Genomic DNA, 19,832 nt, shown 5'->3' with positions numbered 1-19,832 from the left:
CCGAGCCCGGCGCGGCAGCCCCGTACCGTTGAGGGCGTGTACCGGTTTCTGCTGACGCCCCGTTGGTGGGGGATCAACGTCTTCGTACTGCTCGCCATCCCCTTCTGCGTGTTCATGGGGTCCTGGCAGCTGAGCCGGTTCGAGGCACGGGTCGAGGACCATCGCAACGCCGGTGAGCAGGCCGCGGAGAACAAGCAGGAGGCGGCCCGTCCGCTGGCCGAGCTGCTGCCCGTGGACAAGGCGACCGTCGGCAGGCAGGTCACCGCGCACGGACGCTACGACAAGCAGCTGCTCGTGCCCGACCGGGAGCTGGACGGCAAGCGCGGCTTCTACGTCATGACGCTGCTGCGCACCGACGACGGCAGGGCCCTGCCGGTCGTCCGGGGCTGGCTGCCCGGCGACGCCGACCGGGCCGAGGCCCCCGCCGCGCCCACCGGCGAGGTCACGGTCACCGGCGCGCTCCAGGCCTCCGAGGTGCCGGGCGAGAACGGCGTGCCGTCACAGGGTGGCCTGCCGTCCGGTCAGACGGGCGCGATCAGCGCGGCGTCGCTGGTGAACCTGGTGCCGTACGACGTCTACGACGCCTGGGTCACCCTCGCCGAGGCCGACTCCGGCATGAAGCCGGTCCCGGTGGCCGCCGCCAACGACACCGGCCTCGACCTCAAGGCGTTCCAGAACCTCGGCTACACCGGTGAGTGGTTCGTCTTCGCGGGCTTCGTGGTCTTCATGTGGTTCCGCCTGCTCCGCCGCGAGGTGGAGTTCGCCCGGGACGCAGAGCTGGGGCTGGTGCCTCAGGACGCGGACGACGCGGGCGGTGCGGACGGCGGGGACGGCGCGGGCGGCGAGAACGAGGGGCGCCCGCAGGAGCGGGCCAACGCCTCCTAGCAGCCGCTTCAGCCGCCGCCCCGCAGGACCTACACCCCCGTCAGCGCAGGACCTACACCCCCGTCAGCACACCCGTCCAGTAGATGGTTCCCGCGCACGCGTTGGACACCGTCACCGCGGCCGTCGGCGCTCCCGCCTCCGTCGTGTTGGTGATCGTGACGCTTCCGTCGGCCGTGGTCTCGCCCGTCATCAGCTGTGTGGAGGTGCCCGTGTCGCCGCCCGTGGAGGTGCCCTCCGTGGTGCCGGTGTCCTGGGTCGGGGTCGGGTCGGGCGTGGGGTCGGTCGTGGGGTCGGGCGTCGTGGGGCAGGTCTCCGAAGGGACCCAGGCGAACTTCACCGCGTACGAGTCGCCCGGCTTGAGGACGAGCGAGGTGAGTTCCTGGGAGGGGTCGGGCAGACCCGCCGCCGCGTCACCGGCGACATGCCGGGCCACGGAGATCTTCGTGGCGTCGGCCGCGCCACCCGGCGCGAAGCTCACGGTGCCCGGGCTGCTCACGATGCAGTCGGCGGCGGAGCCGTTGCTGAAGCGGAAGGTGCCGTACACCGTGCCGGCCGAGTCGGGGACGTCGGCCGTCTCGGCGGCCTTGACGAGCTGCTCGGCGGTGCACGCCGACACGCCCGCCGGGGTGGTCGCCATGGGGTTGTCGGGCCTGCCGGAGCCGGTGCCCGGACCGGTGCCCGTGCCCTTGTCCTCCTCCTTGTCGCTCCCCTTGCCCTGGTCCTGGGTCTTGCCCGAGGAGCCGCCGGAGGTGCTCTCGCCGCCTTCCGTCTCCTTGCCGTGCCCGGCACCGCCCTGGGCCTGCTCGCCATGGCCGGCGTTGGACGAGTTGACGCTGGCGTCGGTGACGTTGGAGACGTGCACCAGGGCCGGGACGGCGGTGCCGACGAAGAGGCACGCGGCCGCCATACCGACGAGGGCCTGCCGCTTGCGCGCCCGCCGTGCGGGTACCGCCCGCCGCAGATGGTCCAGCGTGCCGTCGCGCGGCTCGATCTCGTCGACCGCGTGCTGCAGCATGCGGCGCAGTGCCAGCTCGTCCGAGTCGAGCCCGTCGGGGCCCTGGTCGTCGGGGCCGTGGTTCACAGTTCCGTTCCCAGCGTGCGATTGCTTCGGCTCTTGCTTGTACGGCGTGTCCGGCCACCCCAGGGGCTCACGCCGGCCGTCATGGTCGTCGCTCATGCCGGTGCCTCCATGGCGACCCGCAGCGCCGCGATGCCGCGCGAGCCGTACGCCTTCACCGAGCCCAGGGAGATGCCGAGCGTCTCGGCGACCTGCGCCTCGGTCATGTCCGCGAAGTACCTCAGGACCAGTACCTCGCGCTGCCGTCGCTGCAGGCCCTTCATGGCCTTGATCAGCGAGTCGCGCTCCAGCTGGTCGTAGGCCCCCTCCTCCGCGCTCGCCATGTCGGGCATCGGCTTGGACAGCAGCTTCAGTCCGAGTATCCGGCGGCGCAGGGCGGAGCGGGACAGGTTGACGACGGTCTGGCGGAGGTAGGCCAGCGTCTTCTCCGGGTCACGGACGCGCTTGCGCGCGGAGTGGACGCGGATGAACGCCTCCTGGACGACGTCCTCGCAGGAGGCGGTGTCGTCGAGGAGCAGAGCCGCGAGCCCCAGCAGCGAGCGGTAGTGCGCCCGGTAGGTCTCGGTGAGATGGTCGACGGTCGTGCCGGCCGCCGCGGCGTTCTCGGCGTGCTCGGCGCCGTCGCGCTGACTGGGAACGCGGGTCGGCCGCGCTGCGGGCATGGGCGCGATCACCGGCATGCCGCCGGCCGTGCCGGACATGCGGGGTCTGACGGGCCGGCGGGGCGGCCGTAGGGCCGTTCCGCGGGTCGCCGCACTGAAGTCGAGTACCTCTGCCACGCCAGTTGGACACGTCTCCCCCCGCGAGGGTTGTACGTGCCGGACGTCACTTTTGCGACAGTCCCCGCAACCGACCCTCCGGCCCCCGCGGCCGGCCGTCTCGTGCCAGGCAGCACAGCTGACCGTGCGTCAAACGCCCACATGCCTACCCGCTCTTCCTTTATGTCCCAGATGAACTGGGCGTCCCCACGCCCGGCCCATGGCGTCCCCACGCCAGAAAAACGCGTCTCCACGCCCCATGAGGGCGACCGCAAAGACGCTCCCCGCCCTGCAAGCGGTTGCAGAGCGGGGAGGAAAATCTTCGGCTGCCGACGGTGCCCGGTTCAAGTGGTCCGGACCATCGATCGGCTCACACTTTTCACATAGATCCTACAAACGATTCCGTCAGGCCCCAGGGAGATTTACGGCACGAGGCCGGTCTCACACGAACTCCGCCGCCACCAGCTCCGCGATCTGCGCGGTGTTGAGCGCCGCGCCCTTGCGCAGGTTGTCGCCGCAGACGAAGAGTTCGAGCGCCGTGGGATCGTCGAGCGCGCGCCGCACCCGGCCGACCCAGGTCGGATCCGTGCCCACCACATCGGCGGGCGTCGGGAACTCCCCGGCCGTCGGGTCGTCGTAGAGCACGACCCCGGGTGTGGTGGCCAGGATCTCGCGTGCCTTGGCGACGGTGACCTCGCCCTCGAAGCGGGCGTGCACGGTCAGCGAGTGCCCGGTCAGCACCGGCACCCGCACACAGGTCACCGCGACCGGCAGCTTCGGCAGCCCGAGGATCTTGCGGGACTCGTCCCGCACCTTCATCTCCTCCGACGACCAGCCGTCCTCGCGCAGCGACCCGGCCCACGGGACGACGTTCAGCGCGACCGGCTCCGGGAACGGCCCGGTGTTGTCGCCGACGGCCCGCCGTACATCGCCGGGGGTGGTCCCCAGTTCCGTGCCCGCGACCAGGGACATCTGCTGCCGGAGCGTCTCCACGCCGGCCCGCCCGGCCCCGCTCACCGCCTGGTAGGACGACACCACCAGCTCGTGCAGCCCGAACTCGGCGTGCAGCGCGCCCAGGGCCACGATCATGGAGAGGGTGGTGCAGTTGGGGTTGGCGACGATGCCGCGCGGCCGCATCCGTACGGTGTGCGGATTGACCTCGGGAACGACGAGGGGCACCTCCGGGTTCATCCGGAAGGCGCCCGAGTTGTCGACCACCACCGCGCCCTTGGCGGCGGCGATCGGCGCCCAGCGGGCGGCCACCTCGTCCGGTACGTCGAACATCGCGACGTCGACCCCGGCGAAGGCCTCCTCGGTGAGCGCCACCACCTCGACCTCCTCACCGCGCACGGCCAGCTTGCGGCCGGCCGAGCGCGGTGAGGCGATCAGACGGATCTCACCCCAGATGTCCGCGCGCTGGGACAGGATCTGGAGCATGACCGAGCCGACGGCTCCGGTCGCACCCACGACCGCGAGCGTCGGTCGGTGAGTCATCGCCCGGTGCCTCCGTAGACCACGGCCTCGTCGCTGTCGGAGTCCAGGCCGAAGGCGGAGTGCACGGCGCGGACGGCCTCGTTGACGTCGTCGGCGCGGGTGACGACCGAGATGCGGATCTCGGAGGTGGAGATCAGCTCGATGTTCACGCCCGCGTCGGACAGCGCCTTGAAGAAGTCGGCCGTGACACCCGGGTTGGTCTTCATACCGGCGCCGACCAGGGAGATCTTGCCGATCTGGTCGTCGTAGCGCAGGGAGTCGAAGCCGATGCCGGCCTTGTTCTTCTCCAGGGCGTCGATGGCCTTGCGGCCCTCGGACTTCGGCAGCGTGAAGGAGATGTCCGTCAGACCGGTGGAGGCCGCGGACACGTTCTGCACGATCATGTCGATGTTGATCTCGGCGTCGGAGATCGCGCGGAAGATCGCGGCCGCCTCGCCCGGCTTGTCCGGCACGCCGACGACCGTGACCTTGGCCTCGGAGGTGTCGTGCGCGACACCGGAGATGATGGCCTGCTCCACCTGCTTGTCCCCTTGCTCGATCGGCTCGCTGCTGACCCACGTGCCCTGCAGCCCACTGAAGCTGGACCGCACATGGATCGGGATGTTGTAACGACGGGCGTACTCCACACACCGGTGGAGCAGCACCTTCGAGCCGGACGCCGCCAGCTCCAGCATGTCCTCGAAGGCGATCCAGTCGATCTTCTTCGCCTTCTTGACCACGCGCGGGTCGGCGGTGAACACGCCGTCGACGTCGGTGTAGATCTCACAGACCTCGGCGTCGAGGGCGGCGGCCAGCGCGACGGCGGTGGTGTCGGACCCGCCACGGCCCAGCGTGGTGATGTCCTTGGAGTCCTGGCTCACGCCCTGGAACCCGGCGACGATGGCGATGTTGCCGTCGTCCAGCGAGTCACGGATCCGGCCCGGTGTGACGTCGATGATCCGGGCTTTGTTGTGGACCGAGTCGGTGATGACACCTGCCTGGCTGCCGGTGAACGACTGGGCGGAGTGGCCCAGGTTTTTGATCGCCATGGCCAGCAGGGCCATGGAGATCCGCTCTCCCGCGGTCAGCAGCATGTCGAGCTCGCGCCCGGCAGGGATCGGGGATACCTGCTCGGCGAGATCGATCAGCTCGTCCGTCGTGTCGCCCATCGCGGAAACCACGGCGACCACCTGGTGGCCGTTCTTCTTGGCTTCCACGATCCGCTTGGCGACGCGCTTGATGCCCTCGGCATCGGCTACGGAGGAGCCTCCGTACTTCTGCACGACAAGGCCCACGTGCGCTCCTCGCTCAGTCCGTGTGTGTCGGCTCAGTTTACCGAGCGTCCGAATTCGACCTTGGGGTTCCCAGATGGTGAGATTCAGTCGCTCGGGGTCGTGTCTGCCCGGTGAGCAGCCCCGCACTCCGGAAAGTGGGGCAGGTCACTCGGGGGGTGACAGGCTCTTTCGGGCCTCCGCCAGGTCGGCGCGGACCTTGCGGGTGTCCTGGTGATCCTCACCGAGGCTGCGCACGCAGTCGTCCAGGACCTGTTCAAGGACGGCGACGGCCTCGCTCGCTCTGCCCGCCCGGTGGTATGCACATCCAAGGTTCTGGCGCGACGCCAAGGTCTGCCAGTGGGACGCGCCCAGCACGCGCGCGTGATCGTCGGCGCTGCGACGCAGCAGCTCGATCGCCCGTTCCATGTCCCCGGAGTCCTGATAGGCCGCGGCAAGGTTGTTGCGGGCGGTCAGCGTCGCCGGATGATCCTCCCCGAGCATGCGTACGGACTCCGCCACGTACTGCCGTAGTGGGGACACCGCACTCGTCGCGTCACCCACCGCGACGAGACTGGTCAGCAAGGCGACCCGGGCTCTGAGCGTGCGGAGGTCGTCGGGGCCCGCGGTGCGCTGCAGCTGACGCAGCGAGCGCGCGTACAGGTCCATGGCGACCACCCAGTTGCCGGCGTCGTAATGCACGTTCCCGAGGCAGCCGTACAGCATCCCGAGCTGGGGGTCGTCCTCGCCCAGGAGCCGCGCGCCGTCCTCGCATGTCCGCTCCAGCAGGGGGATCGCGACGGAGAAGTTCCCCGCCGCCGCGTGTGCCTGGGCAAGGCCCGTTGCCACGACCAGCGTTGCGGGGTCTTCGGGGCCCAACAGCCGTACGAAGGTGTTGAAGGCACGGTCCAGGAGACGTATCGCCTGTCGCGCCTCCCCCTGAGCCATGAGGAACGACCCCGCAACGGTCTCGATGCGGCCCAGTTCCTCCGTGTCGTCGTCCGCCTTCACATGGTCGACCAACGCCTCGACATGAGTGATCAGAGCACGCCAGGTGGGCCACGTGCCGACCTCCTCGGACTGCTCGGGCAGGGCCATGAGGAGCAGCCGGATCGCCTGGTTTCGGTAGGTCACGATCCCCTCGGGCCCCGAGATCGCGTGCTCACCGGGCGTCCGGGCCACGGCCTGCACCAGGCGGTGGACGGAGACCGTGTCCCCCCGCATCGAGATCATGCTGTGGGCGGCGAGGCGGCCCAGTGCACGGGTGAGCTCCACCGGATTCGCCCCCGACTCCAGCAGGCTCCTGGGAATGCCGTCCGGCGCGAACCAGGCAAGGACGTGCAGGAGGACGACCGACGCCCCACCGCCCTCGGCCAGCCGGCTCAGCGTCACCCTCCAGACCCGGGCCACCGTCCGCTCCGGGTCCCCGCCCTCGGCCGCCGTCCCGAACATGTCGGCCGGATACTCGGCCAGCAGCTCCAGATACCGCCGTGCCGAGGTCCCCGCCTCCCGGCAGAACGCCGCCGCCTGCTCCACCGCCAGCGGCAGGTTCCCCAGTTCCCCGACGAGTTCGGACACGTCCGCACCGTCCCCGCCCGGACAGATGCGCTCGAACAACTCCGCCGCGTGCCCGGTGTCGAGCACGTCCAGGTCCACACACGTGGCCATCCCATGCCACCCTGTCCCCCGTCGGCTGGTGATCACGAACCGTCCGCCCGGCGTCCGCTCCAGCAACGGCAGCAGATCCGCCGGTTCACTCACGTTGTCGAGGACGATCAGCCAGCCGTCGTGCGTGGCCAGCCACTGCAACGCCCGCTCGCGCAGGGCTTGCTGAGGCAGTACGTCCACCAGCTCCGGCTGCATGGCCATCGCGAGCCCGGTCAGCCCCGCGTCGATCGCGGCGGGCGTGTCGGCGGTGATCCACCACACGGGATTGAGATCAGCCGCCACGCGCCGCGCCCACTTCGCCACCAGCGTGGATTTGCCGATCCCCCCGAGCCCGTGCACGCACACCACGCCCGACGCCCCGTCCAGCAGTGCGAGTTCCCGGTCCCGCCCCACGAACAACCTCGTGGGAGAAGGCAGTTTGACCAGCCGATTCCCCAACTCCCCCATCGGCACGAGGGCCTCCGCAGGCAATACGGTCGCCTCGTCGATCCGCTGGGAGAACTGCACGGCGTGATCCCCCGTGGCGACATTGGCCGCGCTCCCGCCGACCCCGACCGCCCGCTCCCCCGACACGTCCACCATTGACGCTCTCCGTAGTCGCCCGCTAACTTCGCGTCGTCGTCGCCACACCAGGGGCACAAGGCTCCATCGGGACTTGCGACGCGCAAGGATTCTCCTCCTTTGACGACTGCGACCGCAGCAGAGATCCAGCACGTCACCTCAGTCGATTCGCCGGCCGGCCTCTTCCAGGTCGAGCCCTTCACACCCCACTGCGAAGTCATCCGCACCGCGGGCGATCACGCCGTCATCGGCGTCTCCCCCGGCAACAGCTACTTCTCCGCGCAACGTGTCCACGACCTCGCCCGCTGGGGCCTCGCCCTGTTCGAGCGAGTGGACTTCGTCTACACGGATCTGTACGTGGCCGAGATGTACGCGGCGTCCGGCTATCCGCCCGACGACGCGCGCCGCAAGGCGGTGAAGAACCTGCGTGGTGTACGCGCCAAGGTCCTCGGCGCCGTGCAGGCCTTGGACCCCGGCGGCGACCGTCTCCGGGCCCACGCGATGTCCGACTTCCGCGGCAACCCGGCGTACCGCGAGATCCACGACCGTCTCCAGGCCCGCCTCACCACCGACGACGAGTTCCGCACGACCTGCGCGAAGCTCGTGGACTCCTTCCTGGCCGAGAAGGTGAGCCGGGTGACCGAGGCGCAGCGCGAGGTCTGCCTCGCCTATGTCTGCGCCGAGGCACCCCTCTTCCTGGACACCCCCGCCATCCTCGGCGTCCCCTCCTCCCTGAACTGCTACCACCAGCTCCTGCCGATGGCCGAGCTCCTGTACTCCCGGGGCGCCGGTCTGCGTGCCTCCCGCAACCAGGGCCACGCCATCGTCACGCCGGCCGAGGGAACCGACGCCGAGGGAACCCACACGGACGGGGCCACCGATGCTCACTGAAGACCTGCTCGACTTCCCGTTCTCCTGGCGGGGCGACCAACTCCCGTATGAAGTCGAGGAGTTGCGTACCCGCACCCCCGTGCGCCGGGTTCGCACCATCGCCGGCGACGAGGCCTGGCTCGTGTCGTCGTACGACCTGTGCAAGCAGGTCCTCGAAGACCCCCGCTTCAGCCTGAAGGACACCTCCGCCCCCGACGTCCCCCGCCAGTACGCGCTGACGATCCCGCCCGAGGTCGTCAACAACATGGGGAACATCACCGGCGCCGGACTGCGCAAGGCCGTGCTCAAGGCGCTCAATCCGAAGAGCCCCGGGCTCGCGGAGTGGATGCGGTCGTACGCCGTCGAGCTCGTCGACGGGCTGATCGGCGAGGGCGCCCCGGCGGACCTGCGCGGCGGCTTCGCCGACCCGTACTCGGCCGGCATGCACTGCCGCATCCTCGGCATCCCGGACTCGGACGCGCCCCGGCTGATGCGGAGCCTGGACCTCGCGTTCATGAACTCGGCCTGTCCGGTCGCGGGCGCCCGGCTCAACTGGGACCGGGACATCGCGTACATGGCGCATCGGCTGGACGACCCGGCGACGACCGGGCTGATGGCCGAACTCGCCGCCCTGCGCGCCGACCCGGACTACGACCACCTCACCGACGAGATGCTCGCGACGGTCGGGGTGACCATGTTCGGCGCGGGCGTCATCTCCACCTCGGGCTTCCTGACCATGGCCCTGGTGTCGCTGATCCAGCACCCGGACCTCCAGGCCGAACTCGTCGCGGACCCCGGAAAGATCCCGGCCGCCGTGGACGAGCTCCTGCGCATCAACCTGTCCATCGGCGACGGCCTGCCCCGCCTCGCGCTGACCGACGTACGGCTGGGAGACGTGGACGTGAAGGCCGGTGACCTGGTCCTCGTCCTCGTCGAGGGCGCGAACTTCGACCCGGCCGCCTTCCCCGACCCCCACACGGTCGACCTCGCCCGCGAGAACGCCACCGCCCACCTCTCCTTCGGCGGCGGCCGCCACTACTGCCCCGCCACCGCGCTCGGCCGCAAACACGCGGAGATCGCCCTGCGCACCCTGCTGGAGCGGCTGCCGACACTGCGGCTCGCGGTGCCGATCGAGCAGCTGGTGTGGCGGACCGGGTTCATGAAGCGGATACCGGAGCGGCTGCCGATCATGTGGTAGTTGCTCGGTAGCCACTCGGCAGCCACCGATTTGCCCGCTTATCTCCTGGTCACGGGCTCGGCGACCGGTCGTCTTTAAAGTTCAACCACTATGGTTCCGCCTGTGCGCGTACTTCTGGTGGAAGACGACGAACCGGTCGCCGAGTCGCTCCGGCGAGGACTCCTGCGCTACGGCTTCGAGGTGGCATGGGTCAGCACGGGCGCCGCGGCGCTCAGCCATGACGCCCCCTACGACGTCGTACTCCTCGATCTCGGACTGCCCGACACCGACGGTCTCGACGTCTGCAAGGCGCTGCGCGAGCGCGGTGACGTGCCGATCATCGTGATCAGCGCCCGCAGCGACGAGACGGACCGGGTGGTCGGCCTGGAGCTCGGCGCCGACGACTACGTGTCCAAGCCGTTCGGGGTCCGCGAGGTCATCGCGCGGATACGAGCCGTGATGCGCCGTGTGCAGCCCCGTACCGCCGCTGCCGCCGAGGCCGCCGGCCCGGACCGGTACGGCGACCGCCTCGTCATCGACCGCAAGGCGGCCCGCGTCCGCCTGGACGGCACGGAGGTGGGCCTCGCACCCAAGGAGTACGACCTGCTGGCCTTCCTCACCGAGGAGCCCGGGGCGCTGATGTCGCGCGAGCAGATCATGGAGGCGGTCTGGGACGCGAACTGGTTCGGGCCGACGAAGACGCTGGACGTGCATGTGGCGGCGCTGCGGCGCAAGCTCGCCGGGGCCGTCACCATCGAGGCGGTGCGGGGGGTCGGGTTCCGTCTGGAGATCGTCAAGGACGGCAGTGACGGCGGCGCCTCGTGATCCGCCAGCTCGTCCGCAGCTACATCCTGCTCGTCGCGGTCGCCGTCGCCCTGTTCACCGTGCCGGTGGCCTTCTCGCTCACCGCCCAGTTGCGGAGCGAGACCAAGGGGTCCGTGATGCGGGAGGCCAACACCATGGCGATCCTGCTGGGCAACGGCGACCCCGCCTCCTGCCAGGCCCTCCAGCAGATGGCGACCGCCTACGGCGACAAGACGCCCGGTGAGGTCCAGGTGACCGGCGACCCGGACTGTGCGCCGGGCCTGTCGCGTCCGACCCGCGACGCGGCCCTGACCAAGGCGCTCAAGGAGGGGGAGCCCACGACCGACTGGGGATCCTCCTTCATCTGGGGCCCCCAGATGGAGACCACGGTCCCCGCCCGCGCGACCGGCTCGGAACAGGTCAGCGGTGCCGTACGCGTCCTGTACTCGACCGACGGCATGACCAACCGCCTGTGGCAGATCTGGGGCTTCCGGGCCGGACTCGCGGTGGTCGTGCTCGGCGTGGCCGCCGTGATCGGCGCCGCGGTGGCCCGCCGTATCACCCGGCCGCTGCGCCAGCTCAACGACATGGCGAGCAAGTTCAGCGACGGTGATCTGACCGCGCGTTCCCCGGTGACCGGCCCGCCGGAGACCCAGACGCTGGCGCGCACCCTCAACCAGGGCGCGGAGCGCCTGGACACGCTGGTCGCGGCGCAGCGCATCTTCGTGGCGGACGCCTCGCATCAGCTCCGTACTCCTCTCACCGCGTTGCGGCTGTCGCTGGACAACATCGCGGACGGCGTGGACGACGACTTCGTCAAGGAGGACGTGGAGCAGGCCACGGCCGAGGTCGTGCGGATGAGCCGGCTGGTGAACGGCCTGCTGGTGCTGGCGCGCGCGGAGGCCAAGGTGGCGGCCTCGGAGCCGCTCGCCCTGTGGGAGATCGTGCGGGAGCGGCTGGACGTGTGGAGGCCGGCCGCCGACGAGCGCGGAGTCACCATCGCGCTCAGGGGGAGTGCCGACGGCCGGCTGCTTGTGCTGGCCAGCCCCGGTCATCTGGACCAGGTGCTGGACAACGTGCTCTCGAACGCCCTGGAGGTGTCACCGGACGGCGGCACGATCACCGTCCGGGTGGAGCCGAGGGGCGATGAGGTGGTGCTCTCGGTTCTGGACGAGGGGCCCGGTATGTCGGACGCCGAGAAGTCCCGGGCCTTCGACCGCTTCTGGCGCGGCCAGGGCCTGACCGGGAAGTCCGGTTCCGGGCTCGGCCTCGCCGTCGTCAAGCAGTTGGTGACCGACGACGGCGGGACCGTGGCCCTCGGGGACTCGCCCGAGGGCGGGCTGAAGGTGACGATCAGCCTTCGGGCATCTTCGAGGAGTGGTGGTTGACGATGAGCCACTCGCCGTTCCGCTTCTCGTACTCGTAGGTGTAGCGGGCCTTCACGACGCTCTTCTCGCCGGTCTCGGGGTCGGTGAGCGTGAACTGGTAGACACCGGCGTCGAGCGCGGAGTTCCCGTCGAGGACGTTGACGTGCGTCTCGATCTTCTTGCCGACCGGCTTGTTCGCCAGGAAGTGCTCGAAGTAGTCGACTATGGCGGCGCGGTCGGCGCGGACCTTGTTGGACACGGTCGGCAGCAGCACCGCGTCCTTCGCGTACAGGTCCGCGACCGTCTCCGGGTCGCCGGTCTGCAGTGCCTTGTTCCAGGTGTCGAACAGCCCGACGACCTGCTTCTCGCTCGGCCGCTTGCTCCCGCCCCACGAGGGGCCGGCGACAGCGGCACCGGCGGCGACCGTGCCGACGGTGACCACGGCGGTGGCGGTGACAATGGCTACGCGCTTGCGTACGGACTTACCGGCCCTACGAGTCATTGCATCTCCAGAGGTGGTCTGATGGATTTGCCTCCCTCCGCGTCCTGTTGGGCGCTTGCCTCTGCGGTGGAAGTGACTCCAGATTCGCCGGACACCGGTTAGGGCCCGTGCAGCGGACGTACAGGCCGGGGACAACACGCTTCCAATTCACGCCGGGTAGCGATCGCACTACGCACCGGCCGCGGGCGGACGGTGCCCGCACGGGGCCACGGGGAGGGAGGCCTGCCATGACGACCGGATGGACGGGCGACGCACTGCTCGCGGCCATCGTCCTGCTCGGCTCCTCCGTCCAATGGCTCACGGGGATGGGCTTCGCCCTGGTCGCCGTACCGGCACTGGTCCTGCTGCTGGGCCCCGCGGAGGGCGTTGCCCTCGCCAACTGCGCGGCGGGGGCGATCAGCGTCGTGGGGTTGGCGGGTGGTTGGCGTCGGATACGGGTGGGTGCGATGGTGCCGCTGTGCGTGGCGGCGGCACTGACGGTCCCGGCGGGGGCCTGGCTGACCCGCCGACTCCCCTCCCCCGTACTCCTGTTGACCATGGGCGCGCTGGTGACCCTCGCCGTACTGCTGGTCCTGCACGGCACCCGCGTCCCCGCCCTGCGCGGCAGGCAGGGTGCGGTCGTGGCGGGTGCGGTGGGCGGGTTCATGAACTCCGCGGCGGGGGTGGGGGGTCCGCCGGTGTCCCTGTACGCGGTCAACGCGGGCTGGACGGTGCGGGAGTTCGTGCCGAACGCTCAGTTGTACGGGGTGGTCGTGAACGCGTTCTCGGTGGGGGCGAACGGGGTGCCGGAGCTGGGCCGGGCACAGTGGGGGGCTGTCGTCGGCGCGATGGTCGTGGGCGCCATGATCGGCCGGGGCCTCGCGGAACGCATACCCGAGAAGCGAGCCCGCCTGCTGGTGTTGTCACTGGCACTGGCGGGCGGGGCCACGGCTGTCACGAAGGGGGCGTGGGGGCTGTGACCACGACGAACGCATTCGAACGGCCCCCGGACGCCTCCGCGGACCCGCTCACGCGTCCCCCGTCGACACCGACCCGATGTCACCGCCGGCCGCGACGGAACGCTCCCCGGAGGCGGTGACGGGCCCGTTCGCCGGCCGGGAGGGCGAGGTGGGCATCGTGGGCGGCGGTGCGGCGGAGGTCCCGTCCCCGGTGGAGACCGACCCGATGCCGCCGCCCGCCGCGACCGAGCGGTTGCCGCTCGCGGTCACGGAGGACGTGGGTGCGGGTGCGGGGGTCCGCGCCGGTCCGAGCAGGGCGTAGAGCGTCACCGCCAGCCCGAGCAGCCCCGCCGCTGCCCCGGCCACACTCGCCCACGGATCGGCGGCGTCGACGTCCAGCGCACCGCCCACGACCAACCCCACGGCTCCCGCCACGCAGAGCCCGATTCCCGTCCACACCAACGCCCTTGACCGATTCGCCATACGACCATCATGGAGGAGTACGGACGTCACGACCGCCCGATACGGGCACGCGGCACCGTGCTGCGGGTGCCGAGCCGTGGATCACACCCGCCCCCCGAAGAGCGTGACGAGGCCGTGGTCCAGTTCCGCGCCCACGGTCTCCTCGCCGGGGGCGAGCACGGTGTAGGTGCGGGCCAGGAAGCGGTACAGGTCGGAGGTGGCGAAACGCAGCACGGCCGTGCCCACCGGGGAGTGGAACTCGACGTAGGTGTGGGACGCCCCGCACGGCCGGACGCGCACGGTGCCGAGCCCGGCGGGCGCGTGCAGTCCCTCGCTCAGCAGGACGCGGGCGAACGTCCAGGTCGTGACCTCGCCGTCGAGCGTGACATGGGGCGGGAAGTCGAGGTGGACGGCCAGCGGGTCGGCGGAGGTGTAGCGGAGGGTCGCCGGTATCGCGATGTCCTGGTCCGCGGCGGTTATCAGATGGGCGCCGGTCGGCTGCTCCAGGGTGACGTGCATGGTCGGGCTCCGTTCGGGGGGCGGCGGGGCACCGGTCGGGGGAACCGATCGATGTGCCTGTGAGAGCGCCGGAGGGGGCCTGGCATTACGCCACTTCAGAAGCCTTTTCCTGTAACCTGCGTCACACCCGACGCGCGCGGAACGCCTCACGCATCCGGCGTCTTACCGTCCGGACCTGTGTCCAGGAACGGGCTCAGCGTCGGCATGCCCCCCTTCCGCAGTTCTTCCCTCGCCGCCTCCATCCAGCTCATGAAGGCGGTCAACCTGCCCTCGTCCTCAGGGTCGAGAAGCTCCCGAAAGCCTGCCACCACCTCTGCCGTCGCCTCCGGGCTCGCCTCGCCCTCCGGTCCGATGCTCTGCATCATGGAGAGCGTCGTGGACATCACCCTCGCCACGGTCGCCGCGGGATGGCCGCTCCCCAGGGTCTGCTCCGCGTCGGCCGCACTCCGTCCGGCATGGGCGAGCGCGCTGTCCATGTCCCCGGCCAGCATGTGCGCCTGCACCAGCATCAGCCTGGCATGGACGGTGTCGCCGTGCCCCGGCCCCAGTACGGCCTCGCAGTTCGCCAGATGCTCCTTGAGATTGCCGATCATCCCGCCCGCCCAGGACTTCATCTGATCGGCGGTGACCCCTCGCACGCGCTCGACGTAGGCCGACAACTGGGACCGCATCTCGGTCTCGTTCGACGCGTCCGCCCACCTCATGACGCTTCCCGCGCCGATGACGAGATCCCCCATGCCCGATGCGGTGACCGCCAGTTGTCCGCGCAGGTCCAGAGTCAGGGGGTGCGTCTCGCCCAACTCCCGGGCGGTGTCGTCGTAGACCTCCCTCAGGTCCTCGATCGCCTCGGCGATGCCACCGTCCATGAGGGCCAGCGCGGCGCGTTCCGCGCGGGCGGCCAGGGTGTCGCGGTGCGCCGGTCCCAGTACGTCGGTCCGCCGCCGGATCACCTGGTCGTAGAGGGCCAGAGCCTCCTCGGTGGCGTCCCGCGTGGCGTGCTCCCGACCGACCTCGTACAGCGCCGTGATCGTCTCGGGATCCTCCGCTCCGAGAATCCGTTCACACCTGTCGACATGGTCCATCGCGTCCTGGACGGCCACGTCGGCGACGTGGACGAGACGGTTGCGGGCGACCAGGGACAGCCGGTGCTCCGGGCCGAGGTGCCGTACCAGCCCGGACTCGCCCCGCTCAAGCAGCCGTTCGGCGCGCTCCCCCAGGCCGTATCCGGCGAGGAACTCGCCCATGATGCTGAAGACCCGGGCCAGGTCCACGGAGTCCGCGTCCTGCGGGGCGTGTTCCGCCAGCGCTTCGACATGCGGCAGCAGAGCGCGCCACCGGGGCCAGAGCGCGGGATCACCGGTATCCGAGGGCAGCCCCTCCACCAGGGCCTCCGCCGCCATCTCACGCGCCCGCCCGACCGCGGCCGGCCCGCGGTGCGGATCGCCCGGATCGCTGGTACGGGCCACTGCCTGGACCAGTCGGTGCAGCGACAGGGAGTCTCCGCGCAGCGTCAGCATGCTGTGGGCGGCGAGGCGTCCCAGGGCGCGGCGCACCGCGATCGGGCTGCCCAGCGTGTCCAGGAGGGAGCGGGGGACGTCGTCGGGGGCGTACCAGGCGAGCGTGAGCAGGATGCGCACGGCGAGCGGGTCGTCGGCCAGGCGGTCCAGTGTGAGGTGCCAGACCCGGGCCACGGTGCGTTCGGTGTCGCCGCCCTCGGCCGCCGCCGCGTACATGTCGGCGGGGTAGGAGGCGAGGAGGGCCAGATAGTCGGCGGCGGTGGTGACCGTCTCCGCGCAGTAGGAGGCGGCCTGCTCGACCGCCAGGGGCAGACAGCCCAACTCCGTGCAGAGGCGGCCGACCTCGTCACCGGCGTCCGGGCAGATACGGGTGAAGAGGTCCAGGGCGTCGTCGTGTGCGAGGACGTCGAGGTGGACCGGCTGGGCCAGCCCGTGCCAGCCGGAGGAGCGCCTGCTGGTGATCAGGAACCGGCCGTTGCCCGCCGCGGCCAGCAGCGGCTTCAGGTCGGCCGGGTCGGAGACGTTGTCGAGGACGATCAGCCAGTTTTCGTGGACCGCGAGCCACTGCACGGCCCAGTCGCGTAACTGCTGCTGTTGCAGCGTTCTCGTCAGGTCACGCTCCACCGCGGCCGCGAGCCCGGCCAGTCCGGCATCCAGCGCGGCCCGGCTGTCGGCGGTGATCCACCACGTCGGCGAGTACTGCGGGTGGTTGGCGACCCAGCGGGCGGCGAGCGTGGACTTGCCGATGCCGCCAAGGCCGTGCAGTGCCTGCACGACGGCGCCGCCCGGACTGGCCAGGGCCGCGTCCAGCAGGGCGAGTTCACGCTCACGGCCGACGAACAGCTCCGGCCGCTCGGGGAGGTTCGTCAGACCGGCCGGAGCATCGACGGACTCGGCCTTGGGCGAAGCGTGCGGGTGGCCCTCGGCGGGGGCGATCGTGGCCTTGTCGATGTACTGCGCGATGTGCTGCTGCGTGTACTGCGTGCCGACGGCACCCGCGCCGGTCACGGCCACGCCGATGTCCCCGCCCGCCGCGACCGATTCGTCCCCCGACGCGGCCACACCGGGCCGCCGATCGAACACGCCACTCATGCATCACATGATGACGCCCCGCAAGGGCAACCGTCAGGACAGCGGCGATACTTGACTCACTGTCACGGGACTTGCCGTCAGGGGACTCACCGTCACGGAGCTTGCCGTCACGGGACTTGCCGTCACGGGCTGCGCAGCCCCAGCTGCTCTCCGATCTCCTGCTCCATGACCTGGCCGGCCTCGAACTCCAGCGTCTCGTCGCCCATCACGCCCTGGTCCGTGTCCAGGCCGTCCAGTTCCTCCAACGGCTGGTTCAGCCGCACATGCGCCAGGACCGAGTGCAGCGCGCGCAGGGTCGCGGACGCCGTCGAGCCCCAGTTGGAGAAGTAGGAGAACTGCCACCACCACAGGGCCTCGGCGTGCCGCCCGGAGCGGTAGTGGGCCATGCCGTGGCGCAGGTCGGCGATGACGTCGGCCAGGTCGTCGGAGATCCGGGCCGGGACCGGGGCCTTGCGGGGCTCGTAGGGGTCGAAGACCTCCGAGTAGACGTCCACCGGGTCCAGCAGGCGGGCGAGGTTCTCGCGGAGGTCGTCGACGTCCCCCTCCGGGCCCAGGTCGGGCTCGTAGCGCTCCTCGGGGACGATGTCCTCGTGGGCGCCGAGGCGGCCGCCGGCCAGCAGCAGCTGGGAGACCTCCAACAGGAGGAAGGGCACGGTCGAGCCCGGCTCGTCGCCCTTCGCGAGCTCCGTCACCGCGACCAGGAAACTCTCGATCTGGTCCGCGATCTGGACCGCGAAGTCGTCCGGGTTCTGGCCGGTCGCGTGCAGCGTGGCGTCAGACATCTAGGAGTCGTCTCCCCTCGAAGGCGCGGCCGAGGGTGACCTCGTCCGCGTATTCCAGGTCGCCACCCACCGGGAGGCCGCTGGCCAGGCGGGTGACCTTCAGGCCCATGGGCTTGATCATGCGCGCAAGGTACGTGGCCGTGGCCTCGCCCTCAAGATTCGGATCGGTGGCCAGGATCAGCTCTGTGACCGTCCCGTCGGCCAACCTTGCGAGAAGTTCTCGTATACGCAGGTCGTCCGGTCCGACACCCTCGATGGGGCTGATCGCGCCGCCGAGGACGTGGTAACGGCCGCGGAACTCGCGGGTCCGCTCGATCGCCACGACGTCCTTGGGCTCCTCGACCACGCAGATCACCGCCGGGTCGCGGCGGGCGTCCCGGCAGATGTTGCACAGCTCCTCCTGGGCGACGTTCCCGCACGTCGCGCAGAAGCGGACCTTCGCCTTGACCTCCATGAGGGCCTGGGCGAGGCGCCGTACGTCCGTCGGTTCCGCCTGGAGGATGTGGAAGGCGATCCGCTGCGCGCTCTTGGGACCGACGCCGGGCAGCCGACCCAGCTCGTCGATGAGGTCCTGAACCACGCCTTCGTACAACGGACTGCCGTCCTTCCTGGGGTTCCTTACGGTACGTACGGTAGTTGGCGGCGGCCCCTCTTAGAAAGACAAGTGGGGAACGCCCGTAACGTCAGAACGGCAGGCCGGGGATGCCGCTGCCGCCGCCCAGGCCCTGGGCCAGCGGTCCCAGCTTCTGCTGCTGGAGGTTCTGCGCGTTCTCGTTGGCCGCCTGTACGGCCGCGATGACCAGGTCGGCGAGGGTCTCGGTGTCCTCCGGGTCCACCGCCTTCGGGTCGATCTTCAGCGCCCTGAGTTCACCGGAGCCCGTCACGGTGGCCTTCACCAGACCGCCGCCCGCCTGGCCCTCGACCTCCGTCTGAGCCAGTTCCTCCTGCGCCCTCGCCAGGTCCTGCTGCATCTTCTGGGCCTGCTGGAGCAGCTGCTGCATGTTCGGCTGGCCACCACCGGGGATCACGATCAGCTCCTTGCGTGTCTACGGCTTTCCCGTTCAGCACGAGCCTACGTGGTCTGCGCAGCCGTCGCCCCGGCACTCTTTCGAGTGAGAGGAACGGGAGTCCTATACCTGATCAAGGCCCCCTTCCGGGCGGAAAAGAGGCGAAAGGCATCTCTTCGCCACCCATAGGGCGCTAGGAAGGATTCCGGCGCGTCAGCCTCAGATGTCGCGTGACGTTCCGTGCGCTGCGGGGGGTCGTACCCGGTACGCAGGTGGCACGTGATGTCACGCACCGTGACAGTAGGGAGTGCCGGGTGGGTCAGCCGGAGATGCAGCCCGACAGGTCGCCGATGGACGGGCGGGGCGGCGAAGGGGTGGCCGGACTGCGGCCGGGTGATCTGAGGGGACGGGCGTTTCCGCACGGGGACTGGGGGGAGCCGGCGGTGCGACTGGACGAGCTGTACCGGTGGGTGGAGCGGGGCGCGCTGAACACGGCCGCGTGGTATCTGGCGGACCGGGTGTGGAAGCGGCGGGGGGCTCGGGCGCTGCGGGGCGGTGCGGCGGCGGGAGCGGTCGTCGGTGCCGCGCTGCCGCTGCTCGATCTGACGGGGGTGGCGAGCGGGGTGGCCCCCTGGGGTTATCTGGCGCTGCTGCTGGCCGTGGCCTGTGTGGCGGTCGACCGGTTCTTCGGGGTCACGTCCGGGTGGATAAGGGACGTCGCCACGGCTCAGGCGGTGCAGCGGCGGCTGCAGGTGCTGCAGTTCGACTGGGCGACGGAGAACGTACGGGAGATCCTGGGACCGGCCGAGGGCACGGCCGGTGAGGCGGCGGAGCGGTGCCTCGGGGTGCTGCGGCGGTTCTCGGAGGACGTGACCGAGCTGGTGCGCGCCGAGACGGCCGACTGGATGGTGGAGTTCCGGACCGGGTCCGCGCCGATGGGCATCCAGTCGGCGGTGGCCGGCAGCACACGGCACGATACGGGCGCCGGGGCGGGGCGGCTCGCGGTACCGCCGCCCAACGGGGCCCGCCCGAACATGCCACGCCAACGCCCGCCCGAGCCGCGCTGAACAGCACCCTGCGGTGGACGCCCCGCGCGGGCGG

19 protein-coding genes are annotated in these 19,832 nt (G+C 70.6%); 7 read left to right on the top strand and 12 right to left on the bottom strand.

The features are described from left to right. Positions 1-36 precede the first annotated feature (36 nt). Entirely contained in the window at positions 37-885 is an 849-nt protein-coding gene (locus ACFWYS_RS34340) for an SURF1 family protein (protein ID WP_384777285.1), read from the top strand. Between the two features lie 52 nt (positions 886-937). Here ACFWYS_RS34340 and ACFWYS_RS34335 read toward each other — a convergent pair whose 3' ends face one another. The 5 genes from ACFWYS_RS34335 to ACFWYS_RS34315 all read right to left on the bottom strand — a co-directional run bounded on the left by ACFWYS_RS34335 (position 938) and on the right by ACFWYS_RS34315 (position 7,715). Next, positions 938-1,966, bottom strand: a complete 1,029-nt coding sequence (locus ACFWYS_RS34335; protein WP_384777347.1) for a hypothetical protein — start codon at positions 1,964-1,966, stop codon at positions 938-940. 92 nt (positions 1,967-2,058) lie between these two features. Beyond that, a complete protein-coding gene (locus tag ACFWYS_RS34330) occupies positions 2,059-2,664 on the bottom strand; it encodes a SigE family RNA polymerase sigma factor (protein ID WP_384777282.1) in 606 nt (201 codons plus the stop codon). A 498-nt stretch (positions 2,665-3,162) separates the two neighbouring features. Continuing rightward, positions 3,163-4,215, bottom strand: coding sequence for an aspartate-semialdehyde dehydrogenase (locus ACFWYS_RS34325; RefSeq protein ID WP_384777279.1), 1,053 nt, complete (start codon positions 4,213-4,215; stop codon positions 3,163-3,165). Next, positions 4,212-5,489 carry an aspartate kinase gene (locus ACFWYS_RS34320; RefSeq protein ID WP_272114448.1) on the bottom strand — a complete coding sequence of 426 codons (1,278 nt, stop codon included), beginning with the start codon at positions 5,487-5,489 and terminating at the stop codon, positions 4,212-4,214. Before ACFWYS_RS34320 ends, ACFWYS_RS34325 begins: the two co-directional genes overlap by 4 nt. A gap of 144 nt (positions 5,490-5,633) precedes the next feature. Beyond that, positions 5,634-7,715 (bottom strand): tetratricopeptide repeat protein, encoded by a 2,082-nt coding sequence (locus ACFWYS_RS34315; RefSeq protein ID WP_384777276.1) that lies wholly within the window; start codon positions 7,713-7,715, stop codon positions 5,634-5,636. Between the two features lie 99 nt (positions 7,716-7,814). Here ACFWYS_RS34315 and ACFWYS_RS34310 point away from each other — a divergent pair, with 99 nt between their 5' ends. From ACFWYS_RS34310 to ACFWYS_RS34295, 4 genes are all read left to right on the top strand, one after another. Next, the gene (locus ACFWYS_RS34310; RefSeq protein WP_384777273.1) at positions 7,815-8,585 is read left to right on the top strand and encodes a tRNA-dependent cyclodipeptide synthase; all 771 of its coding nucleotides are present in this window, start codon (positions 7,815-7,817) and stop codon (positions 8,583-8,585) included. Next, positions 8,575-9,762: a cytochrome P450 gene (locus ACFWYS_RS34305; protein ID WP_384777270.1), complete on the top strand. Its 1,188-nt coding sequence runs from the start codon at positions 8,575-8,577 to the stop codon at positions 9,760-9,762. Before ACFWYS_RS34310 ends, ACFWYS_RS34305 begins: the two co-directional genes overlap by 11 nt. 102 nt (positions 9,763-9,864) lie before the next feature. Beyond that, on the top strand, positions 9,865-10,566 hold the full coding sequence (locus ACFWYS_RS34300; RefSeq protein ID WP_384777267.1) for a response regulator transcription factor: 702 nt from the start codon (positions 9,865-9,867) through the stop codon (positions 10,564-10,566). Beyond that, on the top strand, positions 10,563-11,933 hold the full coding sequence (locus tag ACFWYS_RS34295; RefSeq protein WP_384777265.1) for a sensor histidine kinase: 1,371 nt from the start codon (positions 10,563-10,565) through the stop codon (positions 11,931-11,933). Before ACFWYS_RS34300 ends, ACFWYS_RS34295 begins: the two co-directional genes overlap by 4 nt. Here ACFWYS_RS34295 and ACFWYS_RS34290 read toward each other — a convergent pair. Beyond that, positions 11,899-12,414, bottom strand: a complete 516-nt coding sequence (locus ACFWYS_RS34290; protein WP_384777262.1) for an SgcJ/EcaC family oxidoreductase — start codon at positions 12,412-12,414, stop codon at positions 11,899-11,901. The two genes, ACFWYS_RS34295 and ACFWYS_RS34290, sit on opposite strands and share 35 nt — an antisense overlap. Before the next feature lie 227 nt (positions 12,415-12,641). Between ACFWYS_RS34290 and ACFWYS_RS34285 the strand changes: the two genes are divergently transcribed. Beyond that, complete coding sequence (locus ACFWYS_RS34285; protein WP_384777259.1) at positions 12,642-13,373, top strand: TSUP family transporter; 732 nt, start codon at positions 12,642-12,644, stop codon at positions 13,371-13,373. Positions 13,374-13,421: 48 nt separating this feature from the next. Here the strand turns inward: ACFWYS_RS34285 and ACFWYS_RS34280 are convergent, their stop codons facing one another. The 6 genes from ACFWYS_RS34280 to ACFWYS_RS34255 all read right to left on the bottom strand — a co-directional run bounded on the left by ACFWYS_RS34280 (position 13,422) and on the right by ACFWYS_RS34255 (position 18,752). Next, positions 13,422-13,835, bottom strand: coding sequence for a hypothetical protein (locus ACFWYS_RS34280; protein WP_384777256.1), 414 nt, complete (start codon positions 13,833-13,835; stop codon positions 13,422-13,424). 81 nt (positions 13,836-13,916) lie between these two features. Then, positions 13,917-14,333, bottom strand: a complete 417-nt coding sequence (locus ACFWYS_RS34275) for an SsgA family sporulation/cell division regulator (RefSeq protein ID WP_384777253.1) — start codon at positions 14,331-14,333, stop codon at positions 13,917-13,919. A gap of 146 nt (positions 14,334-14,479) precedes the next feature. After that, the gene (locus ACFWYS_RS34270) at positions 14,480-16,942 is read right to left on the bottom strand and encodes a tetratricopeptide repeat protein (RefSeq protein WP_384777250.1); all 2,463 of its coding nucleotides are present in this window, start codon (positions 16,940-16,942) and stop codon (positions 14,480-14,482) included. Positions 16,943-17,064: 122 nt separating this feature from the next. Then, positions 17,065-17,724, bottom strand: coding sequence for a DUF5063 domain-containing protein (locus tag ACFWYS_RS34265; RefSeq protein ID WP_384777247.1), 660 nt, complete (start codon positions 17,722-17,724; stop codon positions 17,065-17,067). Continuing rightward, positions 17,717-18,316, bottom strand: a complete 600-nt coding sequence (recR, locus tag ACFWYS_RS34260; RefSeq protein WP_272114463.1) for a recombination mediator RecR — start codon at positions 18,314-18,316, stop codon at positions 17,717-17,719. Before recR ends, ACFWYS_RS34265 begins: the two co-directional genes overlap by 8 nt. 91 nt (positions 18,317-18,407) lie before the next feature. Then, positions 18,408-18,752 carry a YbaB/EbfC family nucleoid-associated protein gene (locus ACFWYS_RS34255; protein ID WP_272114464.1) on the bottom strand — a complete coding sequence of 115 codons (345 nt, stop codon included), beginning with the start codon at positions 18,750-18,752 and terminating at the stop codon, positions 18,408-18,410. A 293-nt stretch (positions 18,753-19,045) separates the two neighbouring features. On the opposite strand from ACFWYS_RS34255, the gene ACFWYS_RS34250 reads away from it, so the two are divergent. Next, complete coding sequence (locus tag ACFWYS_RS34250; protein ID WP_384777243.1) at positions 19,046-19,798, top strand: SLATT domain-containing protein; 753 nt, start codon at positions 19,046-19,048, stop codon at positions 19,796-19,798. The last annotated feature ends 34 nt before the right edge of the window (positions 19,799-19,832 follow it).

This window comes from Streptomyces sp. NPDC059010, assembly GCF_042740355.1.
Lineage (GTDB): Bacteria > Actinomycetota > Actinomycetes > Streptomycetales > Streptomycetaceae > Streptomyces.
The sequence above is the reverse complement of the archived record's forward strand: the minus strand, read 5'-3'. Positions and strand labels throughout refer to the sequence as shown.

Coding starts and splice junctions, on each gene's coding strand:
- ACFWYS_RS34275 (WP_384777253.1), bottom strand. CDS start 14,333: ATGCACGTCACCCTGGAGCAGCCGACCGGCGCCCATCTGATAACCGCC.
- ACFWYS_RS34290 (WP_384777262.1), bottom strand. CDS start 12,414: ATGACTCGTAGGGCCGGTAAGTCCGTACGCAAGCGCGTAGCCATTGTC.
- ACFWYS_RS34315 (WP_384777276.1), bottom strand. CDS start 7,715: ATGGTGGACGTGTCGGGGGAGCGGGCGGTCGGGGTCGGCGGGAGCGCG.
- ACFWYS_RS34305 (WP_384777270.1), top strand. CDS start 8,575: ATGCTCACTGAAGACCTGCTCGACTTCCCGTTCTCCTGGCGGGGCGAC.
- ACFWYS_RS34325 (WP_384777279.1), bottom strand. CDS start 4,215: ATGACTCACCGACCGACGCTCGCGGTCGTGGGTGCGACCGGAGCCGTC.
- ACFWYS_RS34265 (WP_384777247.1), bottom strand. CDS start 17,724: ATGTCTGACGCCACGCTGCACGCGACCGGCCAGAACCCGGACGACTTC.
- ACFWYS_RS34280 (WP_384777256.1), bottom strand. CDS start 13,835: ATGGCGAATCGGTCAAGGGCGTTGGTGTGGACGGGAATCGGGCTCTGC.
- ACFWYS_RS34330 (WP_384777282.1), bottom strand. CDS start 2,664: ATGTCCGGCACGGCCGGCGGCATGCCGGTGATCGCGCCCATGCCCGCA.
- ACFWYS_RS34285 (WP_384777259.1), top strand. CDS start 12,642: ATGACGACCGGATGGACGGGCGACGCACTGCTCGCGGCCATCGTCCTG.
- ACFWYS_RS34270 (WP_384777250.1), bottom strand. CDS start 16,942: ATGAGTGGCGTGTTCGATCGGCGGCCCGGTGTGGCCGCGTCGGGGGAC.